This is a genomic window from Streptomyces daqingensis (assembly GCF_014645895.1).
GTDB classification, from domain to species: Bacteria; Actinomycetota; Actinomycetes; order Streptomycetales; family Streptomycetaceae; genus Streptomyces; species Streptomyces daqingensis.
Genome location: NZ_BMMP01000005.1, coordinates 253818 through 269054, shown reverse-complemented (window position 1 = coordinate 269054; position 15237 = coordinate 253818). Strand labels below are relative to the sequence as shown.

General features: G+C 72.1%; 11 protein-coding genes. 2 read left to right on the top strand and 9 right to left on the bottom strand.

Annotation, left to right across the window (positions count from 1 at the left end):
• Positions 1 to 22 precede the first annotated feature (22 nt).
• Together IEY56_RS09815 and IEY56_RS09810 are read right to left on the bottom strand one after the other, a co-directional pair.
• Complete coding sequence (locus IEY56_RS09815) at positions 23 to 955, bottom strand: aminoglycoside phosphotransferase family protein (protein WP_189036741.1); 933 nt, start codon at positions 953 to 955, stop codon at positions 23 to 25.
• Between the two features lie 55 nt (positions 956 to 1010).
• Positions 1011 to 1436 (bottom strand): hypothetical protein, encoded by a 426-nt coding sequence (locus IEY56_RS09810; protein ID WP_189036740.1) that lies wholly within the window; start codon positions 1434 to 1436, stop codon positions 1011 to 1013.
• A gap of 205 nt (positions 1437 to 1641) precedes the next feature.
• Here IEY56_RS09810 and IEY56_RS09805 point away from each other — a divergent pair, with 205 nt between their 5' ends.
• Positions 1642 to 2406, top strand: coding sequence for an ArsR/SmtB family transcription factor (locus IEY56_RS09805; RefSeq protein ID WP_189036811.1), 765 nt, complete (start codon positions 1642 to 1644; stop codon positions 2404 to 2406).
• 136 nt (positions 2407 to 2542) lie between these two features.
• Positions 2543 to 3601 carry an aldo/keto reductase gene (locus IEY56_RS09800; RefSeq protein WP_189036739.1) on the top strand — a complete coding sequence of 353 codons (1059 nt, stop codon included), beginning with the start codon at positions 2543 to 2545 and terminating at the stop codon, positions 3599 to 3601.
• A gap of 38 nt (positions 3602 to 3639) precedes the next feature.
• On the opposite strand, the gene obgE is transcribed toward IEY56_RS09800, so the two are convergent.
• From obgE to IEY56_RS09765, 7 genes are all read right to left on the bottom strand, one after another.
• Positions 3640 to 5082: a GTPase ObgE gene (obgE, locus tag IEY56_RS09795; RefSeq protein ID WP_189036738.1), complete on the bottom strand. Its 1443-nt coding sequence runs from the start codon at positions 5080 to 5082 to the stop codon at positions 3640 to 3642.
• A 237-nt stretch (positions 5083 to 5319) separates the two neighbouring features.
• Positions 5320 to 5577, bottom strand: a complete 258-nt coding sequence (rpmA, locus tag IEY56_RS09790) for a 50S ribosomal protein L27 (protein WP_045863360.1) — start codon at positions 5575 to 5577, stop codon at positions 5320 to 5322.
• Between the two features lie 13 nt (positions 5578 to 5590).
• Positions 5591 to 5917 (bottom strand): 50S ribosomal protein L21, encoded by a 327-nt coding sequence (gene rplU / locus IEY56_RS09785; protein ID WP_189036737.1) that lies wholly within the window; start codon positions 5915 to 5917, stop codon positions 5591 to 5593.
• Positions 5918 to 6290: 373 nt separating this feature from the next.
• Entirely contained in the window at positions 6291 to 10772 is a 4482-nt protein-coding gene (locus tag IEY56_RS09780) for an Rne/Rng family ribonuclease (protein WP_189036736.1), read from the bottom strand.
• 265 nt (positions 10773 to 11037) lie between these two features.
• Entirely contained in the window at positions 11038 to 11796 is a 759-nt protein-coding gene (locus IEY56_RS09775; RefSeq protein WP_189036735.1) for a TIGR03936 family radical SAM-associated protein, read from the bottom strand.
• Between the two features lie 123 nt (positions 11797 to 11919).
• A complete protein-coding gene (locus tag IEY56_RS09770; protein WP_189036734.1) occupies positions 11920 to 13155 on the bottom strand; it encodes a hypothetical protein in 1236 nt (411 codons plus the stop codon).
• A gap of 77 nt (positions 13156 to 13232) precedes the next feature.
• Entirely contained in the window at positions 13233 to 15155 is a 1923-nt protein-coding gene (locus IEY56_RS09765) for a TIGR03960 family B12-binding radical SAM protein (protein ID WP_189036733.1), read from the bottom strand.
• Positions 15156 to 15237 lie beyond the last annotated feature (82 nt).

Below are 15237 nucleotides of genomic sequence, written 5' to 3'. Positions count from 1 at the left end.
ACGGCGTCGCCGGCAGCCCCCGTCATCGCGCCTCTCGCTCGAAGTCGTCCAGGACGTTCGCCAGGCTCCTCCGAGCCCACTCGGCGTGCGCCGAGTCGGGAGCCGCGAGGATGATCAGGGCTTTCCACAGCGTCCAGCCGCGTCCTCGTGCCCAGGTGGCTTCGTCGACGCCGAGTGCGTCGCGGAAGGCCCGGCGGCTCTCCCCGTGCAGCAGCGTCCAGGCGATGGTCGTGTCGCAGGCCGGGTCTCCGACGCCCGAGCAGCCGAAGTCGAGGACGGCGGAGAGCCGCCCGTCCCGAACGAGGAGGTTCCCCACCGCGACGTCGCCGTGGAACCATACGGGCCGGCCGAGCCAGGCGGCGTCGAGTGCCGCCTCCCAGACGGCGGTCGCCGTCTCCACCGGGACACGGTCGCGCAGCGCGGCGAGAGCCCGCCGCGTCTCCTCGTCGTACGTCTTCAGGGACGCGCCCCGAAAGGCGCTGTGCTCCCCGGCCAGTGGTCCGCCCGCGGTGTCGGCACGCTGCAGGGAGGAGAGGAAGCGGGCCAGATCGTCGGCGAACCCGGTGAGGTCTCCGATGTGCCCGTTCGCCGCGGTGTCGCCCTCCAGCCATCGCATCACCGACCAGCTGAATGGGTACCCGGCTCCGGGCCGCCCCTGGGCCACCGGAACGGGTACGGGAAGCGGCAGTTGCGGCGCCAGCACCGGCAACCACCGCTGCTCCTTCTCCACTTGGGCGGCATAGCCGGCCGCGCTCGGGAGCCTGACCGTCAGGCTGTCGCCGAGATGGAACGTGCGGTTGTCGTGACCGTCGAACCGGACTGACCGGACCGGCAGTCGGGCCCACTGCGGGAACTGCTCCGCCACCAGGCGCCGTACGAGCCCGGCGTCGATCACCGGGGCGGCAGGTTCGCCGGGCGGACCGGTTTCGTCTGAGCGACGCGCGTCGTTGTCCATCCCGTGAAGGATCGCCGCCGTGCAAGCCGCGGACAAACCGATTTCCGGCGCGCGCTCACGGGAGCCCTACGCGCCCGCCCCCAGCCGGCCGAGGCGGCCCGCCCCGCATCAGCGTCAGATCCTCACCCCACGATGCGAGTACCGGATCGTGGCCGACGGCGCGAGCACGGGGTTCCAGCTCGACGAACAACTGCCGTGCGGTGCAGGCGACTTCTCCCGAGAGCAGCTCGCCGAGCAGCCCCAGGAGGTGACCGTGGCGTGCCTGCGGCCAGTCGAGCGGGTGGTGGCGCAGTTCCCAGCCGAGGTACTTGTTGTACGGCCGCACTCGTCCCTCCAGCGCGAACACGTAGCCCAGGTAGAAGGGGACGCCCTCCGCAGCGTCCATCCGTGCGGCGAGCGCGTCGCCGTCGCGGTCGTTCTTCAGGCAGCGGTAGAGGCTGTTGAGAAAGGCGTCCAGCAGGACGGGGGCGCTTTCGGCCACCTCCTCCTCCGTCAACCTGCTCTTCCGGCACAGGAGTTGGCCGACCATCCCGTCGCGGGAGTCCTTCAGCAGCTCTGCGTGGACGAACGCGTCAGCGGTTCCATTCGGTACCGGAACCGGGAAGGGCGTGCGTCCGGAACTCCGCCCGGATTGACATGCAAGCATTTGCTTGCATTATTGAGGGGTGAGCACCGACAGCGGCGAGATGGACAAGGTCTTCAAGGCGCTGGCCGACCGGACCAGGCGGCTCCTGCTGGACCGGCTGCACGAGCACAACGGCCAGACACTGAACGAGCTGTGCGAGCACCAGGAGATGTCGCGCCAGGCCACGACGCAGCATCTGGCGGTGCTCGAGGCAGCGAACCTGGTCAGCACGGTGCGGCGCGGCCGGGAGAAGCTCCACTACCTCAATCCCGTCCCCCTCCACCGCGTCCAGGAGCGGTGGATCGACAAGTTCGAGCATCCACGCCTCCGTGCGCTCAGTCACCTGAAACAACGAGCGGAGAACGCCATGGCCGAGAAGCCCTCCTTCGTGTACGTCATCTACATCGAGAGCACCCCGCAGAAGGTGTGGGACGCCCTCACCGACGCCGAGGCCACCGCCACCTACTGGGGACACAGCAACGTCTCCGACTGGCAGCCCGGCTCCTCCTGGGAACACCGCCGTACGGACGGGTCGTCCATCGCGGACGTCGTCGGCACGGTCGCGGAGAGCGACCCGCCGAACCGCCTGGTCACCACCTGGGCCGAACCCGGGGCCGGATCGAGCGCGGAGTCGTCCCGCGTCACCTTCGACATCCGGCCGTACGAGCAGATCGTCCGGCTCACCGTCACGCACGAGGACCTCCGTGACGACGCCGAGCGGGCCGAGGCCGCGCAGGGCTGGGCTGCGGTGCTGTCCAACCTGAAGACGTACCTGGAGACGGGCAGCCCCCTGTCACGTGAGCCGTGGAAGGTCCCGAACCGGTGAGGAAGCAGCCGAGCGGGGCGGGCCTCTGCCCGCGGTCTTGCCTTGGAGCGGACTCGAGTTCTTAGCGTGTGCCTGTCGGACCACCCGCCGGGCCGGGCCGACCGCCGGCGGGGCCCGGCCGACGGGAGAGGACTCCATGCGCTACACACTGTTCGGCAGGACCGGCCTCCGCGTGAGCGAACTGAGCCTGGGAGCCATGACGTTCGGGGACGGCTCGGGCGGCAACGCCGACAAGAGGGCGAGCGGCCGGATGCTCGACGCCTACGCCGACGCCGGCGGCAACTTCATCGACACCGCGAACAACTACGCGGGCGGCGTGTCCGAGACCGTCCTCGGGGAGCTGCTCGAAGGCCGGCGCGACGACTTCGTCCTCGCCACGAAGTACACGTGCGCGCCCCGTCCGGGCGACGTGAACAGGTACGGGAACCACCGCAAGAACCTCGTCCAGTCCGTCGAGGCGAGTCTCGCCCGGCTGCGTACCGACCGCGTGGACGTGTTGTGGGTGCACGCGCGGGACAACTTCACCCCGGTCGAGGAGGTCATGCGGGCACTCGACGATCTGGTGCGCTCCGGAAAGGTGCTCTACACGGGAGTGTCCGACTGGCCGGCCTGGGAGATCGCGCAGGCCTCCACCCTCGCCGAGCTGCGGGGCTGGACGTCCTTCGCCGGCTCGCAGTTCCAGTACAGCCTCCTGGAACGCACGCCGGAGCGTGAACTGCTGCCGCAGGCCCGCGCGTTCGACCAGGCCGTGCTGGCGTGGAGCCCGCTCGCCGGCGGCAGACTCACGGGGAAGTACCGCCACGGCGGCACCGGAAGGCTGGCCGGCGGACAGGCTGCGGACGGCGCCGGCTCCCGCGAGGAGGAGATCGTCACCGCCGTCCTGGAGACCGCCGGGCAAGGGGGCTGGAGCCCTTCGCAGGTGGCGCTGGCGTGGCTGCGGCAGCGCCCGGGGAACGTCGTGCCCATCATCGGCGCTACCGGGGAGGAGCAGCTCGCCGACAACCTCGGCTGCCTCGACGTGACCCTCGACGCCGACGCGCTCGCCCGCCTCGACGAGGTCAGCGCGGTGCCGCTCGGTTTCCCGCACGACTTCCTGACGGGTGACGGGGTCAAGGCCGTCGTCTACGGAGAGGAGTGGCGCTCCATCGAGGACCGGCGCTCGGCCTCGCGGCGCACCACGGACGGGCCCGGCTGAGGCGCAGCACCGGACAGGCCCGGCCGGCCCCCGCCGCGTCAGCCCTCGAAGGGATCGAAGTCCTCGTACTCCCCCAGCGCCTCGTCGCGCTCCGCTTCGCGGTCGCGGCGGCGCTGGGCGGCGGGCCGCGGCGCCTCCATGCGGTGGTCCTCACCGCGGCGGCCCAGCATCTCCGCTCCCGCGGCCATGGTGGGCTCCCAGTCGAAGACGACCGCGTCGTCCTCGCCGCCGATGGCGACCCCGTCGCCCTCGCGTGCCCCCGCCTTCATCAACTCGTCCTCGACGCCGAGGCGGTTGAGCCGGTCGGCCAGGTAACCCACGGCCTCGTCGTTGTTGAAGTCGGTCTGCCGCACCCAGCGTTCGGGCTTCTCGCCCCGGACGCGGTACAGGCCGTCGGCCTCCCGTGTGACGGTGAAGCCCGCGTCGTCCACGGCCTTGGGACGGATCACGACACGAGTCGACTCCGTCTCGGGACGGGCCGCACGCGCCTCGCTCACCGACTTGGCGAGGGCGTAGGAGAGCTCCTTGAGGCCCTGCCGCGAGACGGCCGACACCTCGAAGACCGGGAAGCCGCGGGCCTCCAGGTCCGGCCTGATGATGTCGGCGAGGTCCTGGCCGTCGGGGATGTCGACCTTGTTGAGGACGACGACGCGGGGACGGTCGTCCAGACCGCCGTACTGCGTCAGCTCCGACTCGATCGTGTCCAGGTCGCTGACCGGGTCGCGCTGCGACTCGAGCGTCGCGCAGTCCAGTACGTGCACGAGGACGGAGCAGCGCTCCACGTGCCGCAGGAAGTCCAGCCCGAGACCCTTGCCCTGGCTCGCGCCAGGGATCAGCCCCGGGACGTCCGCGATGGTGTAGACGGTCGAACCGGCCGTCACCACACCCAGGTTGGGGACGAGCGTGGTGAACGGATAGTCGGCGATCTTCGGCTTGGCCGCGGAGAGCACCGAGATGAGCGACGACTTCCCCGCCGACGGGTAGCCGACGAGGGCGACGTCCGCGACGGTCTTCAGCTCCAGCACGATGTCGCGCGCCTCGCCCGGCTCGCCCAGCAGCGCGAACCCGGGGGCCTTGCGCCGCGGAGAGGCGAGCGCCGCGTTGCCCAGACCGCCGCGACCGCCCTGCCCGGCCACGAAGACGGTGCCCTTGCCGACCATGTCGGCCAGCACCTCGCCGTCACGGCCGAGGACGACCGTTCCGTCCGGCACGGGCAGCACGAGGTCCTTGCCGTCGGCTCCGGACCGGTGCCCGCCCTCGCCGGGCCTGCCGTTGGTGGCCTTGCGGTGCGGGCTGTGGTGGTAGTCGAGCAGCGTCGTCACGTCCGGGTCGACGACGAGGACGACGTCTCCGCCGCGTCCGCCGTTCCCCCCGTCGGGGCCGCCGAGCGGCTTGAACTTCTCCCGGTGAACGGAGGCACAGCCGTGGCCCCCGTTACCCGCGGCGACGTACAGCTCGACGCGGTCCACGAAGGTGGTCATGCGAGGTGCCTCCAGGCGGCGTGACGATGAAAGTGCTCCTGCTTCGCTGCGTGCGTCCCGCAAGGGGGTGCCTACGCAGCGAGGGCGGACCCGTCCCGTACGTACGACCGATGCGTACGCGAGGGAGCGGCGGTCCGCCCTCGATGACTATGCGCGATGTGACGCGGTGGACGGCACCCTGCCGGGCCGATCACTCAACCGTGTTCAGCGACCCGGCACAGCGCCTCCCGGCGGTGGTTACTCGCCCGCCGGGACGATGTTCACGACGCGACGGCCGCGGCGGGTGCCGAACTGCACCGCACCGGCGTCGAGAGCGAACAGCGTGTCGTCGCCGCCACGGCCGACGCCCGCGCCCGGGTGGAAGTGGGTGCCGCGCTGACGGACCAGGATCTCACCGGCGTTGACGAGCTGACCGCCGAAGCGCTTCACGCCGAGGTACTGGGCATTGGAGTCGCGACCGTTCCGGGTGGACGATGCGCCCTTCTTGTGTGCCATCTCTGCTCAGTCCTTACTTCTTCTTCGCCGGGGTCGGGATGTCGGTGATCTTCAGCGCGGTGTGCAGCTGACGGTGGCCGATCCGCTTCTTGTAGCCGGTCTTGTTCTTGTACTTCTGGATGCGGATCTTGTTGCCCTTGTGGTGGTCGACGACCTCGGCCGCGACCTTCACGCCGTCCAGCACCCACGGGTCGCTCGTGACCGTGTCGCCGTCCACAACGAGCAGGGTCGAGAGCTCGACGCTGTCGCCGGCCTTGCTCTCGCTGATGCGGTCTACCTCGATGACGTCGCCCACAGCCACACGCTGCTGACGGCCGCCGGTGCGCACGATTGCGTACACGCGGAACTCTCTCTCGCTCGCTACGGGACTCCTGACGCCAGCCGCCCGGCGCGGTACGGACACGGGCACAGGCCCGGCATCCGAACTCACGATCTGATCCGAATGGATTGAGCGGCCTCTCCCGGACCTCAGCCGCGGGAGGGAGTTGCTCAGGAGCGCGGCGCATCCCGATGACACGCCGACGGTCAAGATTACGGGGCGCCGCACACGCTGGTCAAACCAGGTCCGGGGGCGGCCGGGCCCGTGAGGACCGGCCGGAGCACCTCCCAGCGGCCTGCCGCTGCCGCGGGACGGACGGCGAAGTCCCCGACCCGTCGAAAGGGCCGGGGACTTCCCGTACTGCTCCGCTCCCAGCGGCGCCGGTCCCGCCGGGTCAGCCTTCGGACGCGGCGCCGTCCTGCTCCTGCGTGCCGGGCTGCTCCTGCGTGCCGGACGCCTCCGACGGCTCCTCGGCGGACGCCGAGACGGAGGAGGGCGCGTCCTGCTCGGCAGCGGCCGTCTTCTTCGCAGCAGCCGACTTCCGCGTCGAAGCGGCCTTCTTCGCCGTCTTCTTCGCGGCCGCCTTCTTCGCCGGGGCCTTCTTCGCGGCCGCCTTCTTCACCGGAGCGTCCGCGCCGTCGGCAGCCTGTCCGCCACCGGCAGCGCCCTCGTCCTCCGCGGACTCCGGGGAACCCGCCGGGGCCGACACGCTCCGCGTGGCACGGCGCCGCGGACGCACCGGAACGGGCTCCGAGACGACCTTCGCCACCGACTCGTCCACAGGCTGCGTGCCGGACGCGGCCTCGGACGCGCGGAGCACGATGGCTCCCGCCTCGTCGGACGCCGACGGTGAACCCGCCGGAGCCGAGGCCTTGCGGCTCGCCCGGCGGCGCGATCGGGCCGGAGCGGCGTCCGCCGTCGCCGTCTGCTCGGGAGCGGCAGACGCGGCAGTCGCGGACTCGTCCGCCACCGCCCCGGCCTGCGTACCGGAATCCGGCTGTGCCGACTGCTCATCGGCGTTCGCGGCGACGACGGTGACGACGCCCTCGTCCGAGGCGGGCGGCGAACCCGCCGGAGCGGACGCCTTGCGGCTCGCCCGGCGCCGCGTACGCGCGGCGGGGGCGGCTGTCCCGGAAGCGGCTTCGCCGGTGGATGCCGGCGAAGCCTCCGCGCCGGAACCGGCCGTGGTCTTCAGGCCGCCCGCGTCGGTCGCCTCAGCGGCGGCGTCCCCGCCACCAGCTGCGGAACCGGTCCGCGAACGGCCTCGGCCGTTTCCCGGGTCGGCGGCCCCCTTCGGGGTGCTCTCACCCGACGACGGTGCCTGCTCCGCCGCCTCTCCCGCGCGGCTGCCCTCGGGCTGCTTCCGGTCGGGCTCTCTCCGATCGGCGGCCGCCTCGCCGGCCTGCGCCTGCGCGGCCTCCTGCTTGGCGCCGCTGTCCTGCGGTGCTCCCTGCGGGGCGCTCGCCTTGCGGCTGCCCCGGCGCCGGGACCGTCCGCCCCGGCCTCCGGCGGACGCCTCGGCCTCGTTGACGGAGCTGTACAGATCGTCGTCGGGCGTGAACTCCACCGGCGCCGACGCCGCCGCCTTCGCCTCCTTCGCCGCCGAACGGCCGCCGCCCTGCGACGTGTCGCCGCCCTGCTCGGGCTCGTTCAGCGGTACGGGATGCGGCTGCGCCGGGACCTGGGACTGCTGGCCGTTCCCCTTTCCGCCCTTCTTCTTGCCCTTCTTGCCACCCTGCGCGGAAGGCTGCTCCATGTGCACGAGCACGCCGCGCCCGTTGCAGTGCACGCACTGCTCGGAGAAGGACTCCAGGAGTCCCTGCCCGACCCGCTTGCGCGTCATCTGCACCAGGCCGAGCGACGTCACCTCGGCGACCTGGTGCTTGGTGCGGTCCCTGCCGAGGCACTCCAGCAGGCGCCGCAGCACCAGGTCCCGGTTGGACTCCAGCACCATGTCGATGAAGTCGATCACGATGATGCCGCCGAGGTCCCGCAGCCGGAGCTGGCGCACGATCTCCTCGGCCGCCTCCAGGTTGTTCCTGGTGACCGTCTCCTCCAGGTTGCCGCCCTGGCCGGTGAACTTGCCGGTGTTGACGTCGACCACGATCATCGCCTCGGTCCGGTCGATGACCAGCGAACCGCCGCTCGGCAGCCACACCTTGCGGTCCAGCGCCTTCATCAGCTGCTCGTCGATGCGGTACGTGGCGAAGACGTCGACGTCCGAGGACCACTTCTTCAGCCGCTCCGACAGGTCCGGCGCGACGTGCGAGACGTAGCCGTGGATCGTCTCCCACGCCTCGTCGCCGCTGACGATGACCTTCGAGAAGTCCTCGTTGAAGATGTCGCGCACGACGCGCACGGTCATGTCCGGCTCGCCGTACAGCAGCGTCGGGGCGTTCCCCTTCTGCGCCTTGCGCTGGATGTCCTCCCACTGCGCCTGCAGGCGCTCGACGTCGCGGCGCAGCTCGTCCTCGCTGGCACCCTCGGCGGCCGTGCGCACGATGACTCCGGCGTCCTCGGGGACGACCTTCTTCAGAATCTGCTTCAGCCGCGACCGCTCGGTGTCGGGCAGCTTGCGGCTGATACCCGTCATCGACCCCTCGGGGACGTACACCAGGTAGCGGCCGGGCAGCGAGACCTGACTGGTCAGGCGGGCGCCCTTGTGGCCCATCGGGTCCTTGGTGACCTGCACCAGCACCGACTGGCCGGACTTGAGCGCGGTCTCGATCCGGCGCGGGCCGTTGGCCATGCCCAGCGCCTCGAAGTTGACCTCGCCCGCGTAGAGGACGGCGTTGCGGCCCTTGCCGATGTCGACGAAGGCGGCCTCCATGGACGGCAGGACGTTCTGCACCTTGCCCAGGTAGACGTTGCCGACGTACGACGTCGACTGCTCCTTGTTGACGAAGTGCTCGACCAGCACGTCGTCCTCGAGCACGGCGATCTGCGTACGCTCACCGCTCTGCCGGACGATCATCTCCCGCTTGACGGCTTCGCGCCGCGCCAGGAACTCGGCCTCGGTGATGATCGGCACCCGGCGGCGGCCCTGCTCGCGGCCCTCCCGGCGGCGCTGCTTCTTGGCCTCGAGGCGCGTCGATCCCTTGATCGCCTGCACCTCGTCGACGGGCTCGTCCTTCTTGCGGCGGGGCTCCCGGATCTTGACGACCGTGCGCTCGGGGTCGTCTCCACCGGACTCGCCCGCGGCCTCACCCGAGTCGCCGCCGCGGCGGCGACGCCGGCGGCGACGGCGGGAACTGCTGGTGGAACCCGCGCCGGAACCGCCCTCGTCCTCATCGCTCTCCTCGGCGGATCCGGCCGAGCCCTCCGCCTCGTCTCCCTCGCCGTCGGTGCCGGCGTCGGCGTCGGCGGAGCGCCCGCCGCGGGAGCGGCCCTGACCGCCCCGGCCCTCCTCGCCCTCATCGGGCGATTCGTCCTGGCCCGCGTCGCTGCTGTCACCGCGGCGACGGCGGCGGCCGCCCCTGCGGCGACGGCGTGCGGGACGCTCGTCCTGACCCTCGGCAGGCTCCTCGTCGCCTTCGTGGGACTCCTCGCCGGCCTCGGCGGAGTCCTCTTCCTGCTCGGCCGTCTCGCGGCGGCCGTCGCCCTTGCCTTCCTGCCCGCTGCCGGAGGAGTCACCGCGGCGGCGGCGAGACCGGCGGCGCGGGCCTTCGGCCTGCGGGGTCTCCTCCTCTTCCGCGGTCTCGTCGAACTCGTCCTCGTCGACGTCCTCTACGGCACCCGCCGCGGCCTCAGCGGCCGCGGTCTGCGGGGTCTGGAACGCGGGCTCCGTGAAGACCGGCGCCTGGAACACGGCGACCGGCGCCACGGCAGGCTTCCTCGCCGATCCCGATTCGCCGGCCTTCCCGGACCGGGAGTCGTCGTGGACGGCGGGCGGCGCGGTGAAGGAGGCGCTCTTGCGAGTCGGGCGGCGCGGGGCACGGCCGCCGTTCTCCTCACCGGCGCTCTCGTCCCCGGACTTCCCCGCGGAGGCGGCGCCGCCCTCGGCGGACGCCGCATCTCCCGCGGGCGCCTCGGCCGTCGCGTCGCCCTGGTTCTTCGAAGAGGCGCGCGTCCTGCGGGTCCGCCGGGGCGGTTCGCCGGAGTCCGCGGACTTATTGGCGGCGCTGTCGCTCCCCTGCTCGCCGGACGTGCTCGCGCCTTCCGTGCCCTCGGACTCGCTCGCCGACGGCGAGGTCGACTTCCTGGTGGTCCGCCGCCTCGTACGGGAAGCGGAACCGGCGCCCGCCTCGGTGGCGGTGCTCTCCTCGCCCTCCGCGCGGGCTGGCTCCGCGGCAGCCGGTTCGTCCGCGGCGATCTCCGCTGCCACGGGCGTGCCCGCGGGCGCGCTGGCCCGGCGCGCGCGGCGGCGCGGGGCGGCCTGTGCCGCAGGCTCCGCGGCGGGAACGGATCCGGTGTCCGCGGCAGCGTCCGCCTCGGCCGGCTGCGCCGCCTGGGGCGTGACGACCTGCTCCGCGGCTGCTGCCGGTTCGTCCACGCTCGGTGTTCCCGCGGGGGCGCTGGCCCTGCGGGTGGCGCGGCGCCTGCGCGGGGCGGGCGGCGCGCTCTCCACGCGGCTCTCGTTGCCGGCGGCGGCGCTCGACGCGGCCGGGGCGTCGCCCCCCGCGTCCGCGGCACCTGCCTCGACCGTCGTCCCGGTCGTGGTGGTCACCTCGGAGGCGGCCGTCGGCTCAGGGGGACCCGCGGGGCGGGTCGCCGCGCGGCGGCGCCGCGGCGGAAGGGTGTCGCTGGGCGATGCGGAGCCCTGCCCGGGAGTCTGCGCCGCGGCGTCTCCCGTCCCGGGAGTCTGAAGCGGTTCCGCCGGCTGGGGGGACTGTCCGGCGTTCTCCTCGGCTGCGCTTTCGTTGTTCGGTTCGAGCATGCGGGCGGTTCTCCCGTCACGCTCCCGGGCGCCGCGCCTCTTCTTGTCCGGTCACGGCCCACACCACCGGGCGGGGCCGCGCTCCGGGGCGCGGGCGCCACACGGGAGCTGTTGTCTCAACGCCGGTCCCGGGTCCTGTCTGCGGCCCGGCTCCGGCGAAAGTCTGCTGGTCGGTGCGCCTGCCTGCCGTCACGCGGACCCGGGTGGCTCCCTGGTGCCTGCGTCAGCGGTGGCGCTTTCAACGGTGATCCTCCAGGCCCCTGGCCTACGCGCTGCCGCCCGGCGCCGTCGCAACGAGGGGTGCGTCGCGGTCGGGCGCCAACGGGTCGGTCACCGTGCCGGTCTCCTCATCGAGCGGCCCCTGCGCCAGCCTGGTCACCGCTGCCGGGACCGGCGGCGCCAGGTCGGCCGTAGCTCGGAGGCCGGACAGGACGTCGTCGGGTCGTACAGCGGGTGTCAGGTGCCGTACCACCAAGCGCAGTATCGCACAGGGTTCGCCGCGCGGACCATCGGCCCCTTCACCGGCCGGTGCTTCCGCTGAGGTCAGCGAGGTGACGGCGGCCCGGGCGTCGAAGGTGCGGATGCCCTTCTTCGTACGCCGCTCGACCTCGACCGACTCCGCCGCGAGGAACTTCCCGACGGCCTCGGCCGCCTCTCCGGCCTCCACTCCGGGGAGCCGGAGCTCCCACTCGGACGCCTCCAGGCGGTCGGTGAAGTCGGACGTGCGGACCTCCACGGCGTCGACGATGTCGAGACCGGTCGGCATGCACGTGTCCAGCATGGAGCGCAGCTCCTGCGGCTCACGCCGCTCGGTGAGGGCGATCTCCAGAAATTCGGCCTCGCTGCCCGTGCCGGTGGGTGCGGCATTGGCGTAGGAGACCTTCGGGTGCGGTGTGAAGCCGGCGGAGTACGCCATGGGCACGTCCGCTCGGCGCAGCGCACGTTCGAACGCGCGCTGGAAGTCTCTATGGCTGGTGAACCGGAGGCGGCCGCGCTTGGTGTAACGCAGGCGCACGCGCTGCACGGCGAGTGCGGGCGGCGGGCCTTCGGGCTGTCGCTTGCCCAGTGGTTCTCTCCTCGGTACCTGGTGCGGGGCGGCAGCGCGTGGGAGACGGCCGCCCTTCGCATGTACGGATGTCAAGCGTGTTCAAAGGGTGCGGAAGTCCGCATCGTCGGGCTGCCGGGCCGGTGTCTTCGACGCCGACGCACGGCTGTGCGGTGATCCTGCGCCCCAGGGTACGCGCCCGTTGCCGGGCAGGGGCTGCCGCTCCGGCTCGGACGGCGCACCGAACAGGGCCCTGCGCAGTTCGGCCCGGGTCTGCCGTACGGAGTCCCGCGCGGCGGCGAACGCCGCCCGTACGCCGCGGCCGGCTTCGCGTACCGCCCGCGCGACCGGCCGCCACACGTGGTCGCGGAGGCCGCGCCCGAGGGGCCGGACTGCGTTCCGCCACACCCACACGACCGGGTCGACGACGAGGAAGCGGAGCACCGCACCGATGAACCGGAACACCGCCCGCGAGATGCGTCCGGCCACCCGCCACGCATGGCCGAGGGCGTCCGCGATCTCTCTCGCGACGACGGCCGCCGCCCGGCCCACCGGCGCGAGGATCCAGCGGTACACGAAGCCGCAGGGCGCGAGGACCGCGTACCGCCAGAGCCACGCCAGGGCGGCCACCGCCGCACGGACGGCCGCGATCACGCCGTGCCCCAACGGGGTCAGCACCCAGCGGTACAGGAACACGGCAGGAACGACGACGAGCAGCCCCACCAGCCATACGGCCGCCGCCCAGAGCGCCTTGCCGGGTACGAGCAGCCCGTACCGGCCCAGCCACGCGAGCCCCGAGCCCGCACCCCGCAGAACGGCGAGGATCCCGTGCCCAACGGGTGTCAGCACCTGCCTGTAGAGCCAGGTGGCCGGGATGACGAGAAGCGTCCGCCCCAGCCAGGACAGCGCTGCGCCGATCCCCCGCGCCGCGGCCGCGATCCCGCTGCCCACGAGCGCCGCGAGCCACGCGGCGCCGCGGCCGACGGGGGCGAGGACGTAGCGCCACAGCGCTGTCCACGGCCAGACGAAGACGGCGTAGAGCACCGGCGCGAGGACGGCGTCCCAAAGCCGGCTCATCGCGCGGGCGAACGGCACCCACAGGGTGCGCTTCAGCGCCCGCCCGCACACGATCAGGGCGTCCCACAGCATCCGTACGGGGAGGACGAGCAGCAGCGTCACGATCCGCACCGGGATGCGGATCACGACCGCCAGGCAGCCCTCCGGCGCCGGGGCGGCGGGAGCGGCGGGGCCGGCGGGACGAGCGCCGCCGGAGGCCGTGCCCCCGGCGGCAGGGTCCTTGGCCAGGGAGACCGGCAGGCGTTCCTGGGCGTCACTCATGCCTGGCAGGACGCGCGCCCGACTCCCGCCGGTTCGCCGGACTGGGCCCGAACTCTCCTCCGTGGCCCTTTCGTTGCCTACTTGACCGTCAGCGGCAGCAGCTTCTTGCCCGTCGGCCCGATCTGGATCTCGGTGTCCATCTGCGGGCACACGCCGCAGTCGAAGCACGGCGTCCAGCGGCAGTCCTCGACCTCGGTCTCGTCGAGGGCGTCCTGCCAGTCCTCCCAGAGCCAGTCCTTGTCGAGGCCGGAGTCGAGGTGGTCCCAGGGCAGGACCTCCTCGTAGGTGCGCTCCCGCGTCGTGTACCAGTCGACGTCGACGCCGTACGCCGGGAGCGCGTGTGCGGCGCTGTCCATCCACAGCTGGTAGCTGAAGTACTCGCGCCAGCCGTCGAACCGTCCGCCCCGCTCGAAGACCTCACGGATGACGGCGCCGACGCGGCGGTCTCCGCGGGAGAGCAGGCCCTCGACGATGCCGGGCTTGCCGTCGTGGTACCGGAAGCCGATGGAGCGGCCGTACTTCTTGTCGCCGCGGATCTTCTCGCGCAGCTTGCCGAGCCGTTCGTCCGTCTCCTCGGCGGACAGCTGCGGGGCCCACTGGAAGGGCGTGTGCGGCTTGGGGACGAAGCCGCCGATGGAGACGGTGCAGCGGATGTCGTTGGACTTCGCGACCTCGCGGCCCTTGGCGATGACGTTGACGGCCATGTCGCCGATCTGCAGCACGTCCTCGTCGGTCTCGGTGGGGAGCCCGCACATGAAGTACAGCTTCACCTGGCGCCAGCCGTTGCCGTAGGCCGTGGCGACGGTCCGGATCAGGTCCTCCTCCGAGACCATCTTGTTGATGACCTTGCGGATGCGCTCGCTGCCGCCCTCGGGGGCGAAGGTGAGGCCGGAGCGGCGGCCGTTGCGCGTCAGCTCGTTGGCGAGGTCGATGTTGAAGGCGTCCACACGGGTCGAGGGCAGGGAGAGGCCGATCTTGTCCTCTTCGTACCGGTCGGCCAGCCCCTTGGCCACGTCGCCGATCTCGCTGTGGTCGGCCGAGGAGAGCGAGAGCAGGCCGACCTCTTCGAAGCCGGTGCTCTTCAGGCCCTTCTCCACCATGTCGCCGATCCCGGTGATGGAGCGCTCACGGACCGGCCGGGTGATCATCCCCGCCTGGCAGAACCGGCAGCCGCGCGTGCAGCCGCGGAAGATCTCCACGGACATGCGCTCGTGGACCGTCTCGGCCAGAGGCACCAACGGCTGCTTCGGGTACGGCCATTCGTCCAAATCCATCACGGTGCGCTTGGCGACGCGCCACGGGACGCCCGTCCGGTTCGGGACGACGCGGGCGATGCGCCCGTCGGGCAGGTACTCCACGTCGTAGAACTTGGGGACGTAGACCTCTCCGGTCTTCGCGAGCCGCAGCAGCAGTTCGTCCCGCCCGCCCGGACGCCCTTCCTGCTTCCAGGCGCGGATGATCTCGCTGATCTCGAGCACGGCCTGCTCGCCGTCGCCCACGACCGCGCAGTCGATGAAGTCCGCGATGGGCTCGGGGTTGAAGGCGGCATGGCCGCCCGCCAGCACGATCGGGTGCTCGTCGCCGCGGTCCGCGGTCTCCAGCGGGATGCCCGACAGTTCGAGGGCCGTGAGCAGGTTGGTGTACCCGAGCTCGGTGGCGAAGGACACGCCCAGCACGTCGAACTCGCCGACCGGACGGTGCGCGTCGACCGTGAACTGCGGGACCTCCTGCTCCCGCATCAGCTTCTCCAGGTCGGGCCACACGCTGTAGGTGCGCTCCGCCAGTACGCCCTCGCGCTCGTTGAGCACCTCGTAGAGGATCATGACGCCCTGGTTCGGCAGCCCCACCTCGTAGGCGTCGGGGTACATCAGCGCCCAGCGGACGTCGCAGCTGTCCCAGTCCTTGACGGTGGAGTTCAGCTCACCGCCGACGTACTGGATCGGCTTCTGGACATGGGGAAGGAGGGCCTCCAGGCGCGGGAAGACCGACTCGACTGGCATGGGGGTTCCTCGACTCAGGGCGCGTTCGCGGTGCAGGTGACCATTCAGCGTAACGCGGACGGGGAGGCTGGGATCGCGCCCG